Origin of the sequence: Streptomyces sp. NPDC006450 (assembly GCF_040612195.1) — a bacterium.
GTDB lineage: Bacteria > Actinomycetota > Actinomycetes > Streptomycetales > Streptomycetaceae > Streptomyces.
This window is the reverse complement of sequence record NZ_JBEXPT010000245.1, coordinates 1-3,188: the sequence shown is the minus strand read 5'-3', so window position 1 is coordinate 3,188 and position 3,188 is coordinate 1. Positions and strand designations below refer to the sequence as shown.

General features: G+C 74.7%; 2 protein-coding genes. Both read right to left on the bottom strand.

The features are described 5' to 3' along the window. The coding region (locus ABZY57_RS32465; protein ID WP_356518099.1) for a DedA family protein at window positions 1-679 on the bottom strand (679 nt) is incomplete at its 3' end. A gap of 60 nt (window positions 680-739) precedes the next feature. Next, window positions 740-3,188: glycoside hydrolase family 3 C-terminal domain-containing protein (locus ABZY57_RS32460; RefSeq protein ID WP_356518097.1), on the bottom strand; the 2,449-nt coding region annotated here is incomplete at its 5' end.

Here is a 3,188-nt window from a genome sequence, read left to right as displayed (position 1 = left end):
ATCCGACCGGGCCCGCTCCCGGGCCCGCGCCCGGGACCGCGGGCGCGCCGGTACCGGCCTCGGTCCGCGCCGCCTCGGCCGCCTTCTTCATCCGTCCGCGCACCACCACGGTCATGGCCAGCCCGCAGACGAGGGCCAGGGCCAGGGCGGCCCACGAGAACCCCTTCAGCCAGGGCTCCGCGACGATCCCGATCGAGTAGATGACGGCCGTCGTGCCGCCCGCCCACAGGATCCCGCCGAGGACGTTCGCGACGAGGAACCTCCAGTAGGGCATGTGCAGGACGCCCGCCAGCGGCCCCGCGAAGATCCGCAGCAGGGCCACGAACCGCCCGAAGAAGACGGCCCACATGCCCCACTTGTCGAAGGACCGCTCCGCCATGGCCACCTGGTCCGGCCCGAAATGCTTGGGGAAGCGCCGTCCCAGCCGCTCCAGCATCGGCTTCCCGCCCCTGCGCCCGATCGCGTAGCCGATCGAGTCGCCCACGATCGCCCCGGTGGTCGCGCAGATGCCCAGCACCACGGGGTCGATGTGTCCCTGCTGCGAGGCCAGCAGCGCCGAGCTGACCAGGACGATCTCCCCCGGCAGCGGGATGCCGAGGCTCTCGAGTCCGATGACGAGCCCCACCAGGACGTAGATGCTGACCGCCGGAATCGTCTCCAGCCATTCCTGGATGTGCACCGGTACGTCCTCCTGATTTCTCCGCCCGGCCCACCCCCTGTGGCAGGCCGAACGGGCAGCCTATCCGGTCGCCACCACAGCCTTCGCCCGCAGCGGCAGTTCGCGCGAGGAACGCCCCGCGAACACTTCGCGCCTCCCCGTCCCCACGACCCACGCGTCCCGCTCCGGATCCCAGGACGACAGCGTGCGCGCGTCGATGTCCAGGGCGATCCGCCGCGCCTCCCCCGGTTCGAGGGTCAGGCGCCGGTACCCGGCCAGCGCCCGGACCGGCTGGTCCAGTTTCAGGTCCGGGGACGGGCCCACGTAGACCTGGGCCACCTCGGTGCCCGTGCGGCGTCCGGTGTTGCGGACGGTGAACTCCACGCGCAGCCCGCTCCGCTTCCCGTGCGCGCCGCCCGGCCGGACGGCCAGCTTCTCGTACGCCCAGGTCGTGTAGGAGAGGCCGTGCCCGAAGGGGAACAGCGGAGCCACCCGCTGCTGGTCGTACCAGCGGTGCCCCACGTGCACCCCCTCGGTGTACTCCTGCCGCCCGCCCACCCCCGGGTAGCGCATCAGGTCCGCGCCGACCGGGGTCGCCCGCTCGTCGGACGGGAAGGTCTGGGTGAGGCGGCCGCCCGGGTCCGCGTCGCCGAAGAGCACGTCGGCGGTGGCGGCCGCGCCCTCCTGGCCCGGGTAGTACATCTGGAGGACCGCTCCGGTACGCGGGAGCCACGGCATGGTCGTACCGGAGGAGGTGTTGAGCACCACCGTGGTGCGCGGGTTGGCCGCGGCGACCGCCTCGATCAGCGCCGCCTGGCCGCCGGGAAGGCCCAGGGAGGTGCGGTCGCTGCCCTCGGTGGCGTCCTCGTAGGCGAACAGCACCACGCTGCTGGCCGCCTTGGCCGCCTTGACGGCCTCGGCGAGGTCGGCTGCCCGGGTCGCCTTCGTGGTGTGCCGCAGCCGCAGCCGCTGCCCCCTCGGCCCGCCCTCGGCGAAGACCGCGAGCCGGTGTTCGCCCGCCTTGAGCGCGAGCGTGCGGCGGCGCACGGTGCGGCCGTCGGGCGCGGCGCCGAGCAGTCCGCCCGCGAACTGCTCGGCCACGCCCTGCCGTACGGGGAAGAGTTCCTCCCCGTCGAGCCGGACGACCGGCCGTTTGCCGGTGTAGTGGACGAGCAGGGTCCACTCGTCGTCGGCGGCCAGCCGGAAGGTCCCTTCGAAGCCCCAGGTGCGCCCGGGGGCGACCGCCCGGTCGTCGAGGCCCGCGTCGGGCGTGAGGAGTTTGGCCGGCAGCGGGCGCCCGTAGAGGTCCTCGCCGAGCGCGTAGCCCACCGCGGCTCCGCTCCCGGCCCGCCGCCGGATCTCGTCGAGGGGTGCGGCGGCCGCGTCCGGCACCACGTGGGCGCTGCCGCCGCCACCGACGAAGGGGGTCCGCCCGGTGGGGCCGATCACGGCGATGGAGCGGGCGGCGGGACCCGTCAGCGGCAGGGTGGCCCGCTCGTTGCGCAGCAGGACCGCTCCGGCGGTGGCGATCTGCCGTGCGGTGCGGGCCCCGGCGGCGGCGTCCCGGGCGGGCCGGGCGGAGGGGTGTGCGGCGAGCAGTCCGAAGCGGTCCAGGGTGGTCAGGATCCGGCGTACGGCGAGGTCCACGGTGCCCTCGTGGACGGAGCCTCCGCGCACGGCCTCCCGGAGCGGGGCGCCGTAGTGGGTGCCCCCGGGCATCTCCATGTCGAGGCCGGCGCCGATCGAGGCGACGGTGCTGTGGGTGGCGTTCCAGTCCGACATCACCCAGCCGTCGAACCCCCAGCGGCCGCGGAGCAGTTCGTCGAGGAGGGGTTTGCTCTCGCAGGCGTAGACCCCGTTGACCTTGTTGTAGGAGCCCATCACGGCGCCGGCCCCGGCAGCCACCGCGGCTTCGAAGCCCCGTAGTTCCGTCTCGTGGAGGGTCTGTTCGGCGGCGATCACGTCGACGGTGTCGCGGCCCTTCTCCTGGTTGTTGAGCGCGAAGTGCTTGACGGTGGCGATGAGGCCCTCGTCCTGGATGCCCCGGACGACCTCGGCGACCAGGTCGGCCGTCAGCTTCGGATCCTCCGAGAACGTCTCGAAGTTCCGCCCGGCGTACGGGGTGCGGATGAGGTTGGCCATCGGCGAAAGGAGCACGTCGATGCCCAGCGCGCGGCCCTCGCGGCCGATGACCCGCCCGTACGCGCGGGCGAGCGCCGGGTCGAAGGCGGAGGCGAGCAGGACCGGCGCGGGCAGCGCGGTGGCGGGCCTGGCGACGCGGACCCCTGCCGGACCGTCGGCGAGGCGGAGCGCCGGGATGCCCAGGCGCGGGATGCCCGGCACGTAGCCGGCCTGGCCGAGCGGCTCCGGGTCCGGGCCGCCGTGCAGCAGGACGGTCTTCTCCTCCAGGGTGAGCCGCTCCAGCAGGGCGTCGATCCGGGCGGTGCGGCCGGCCGCCGGCGCGCCGGCGGGGGACGCCGCGGAGCCGGAGTCCTTACGGGGCTGCGCGCCGGGCGGCGGCGCCGGTACG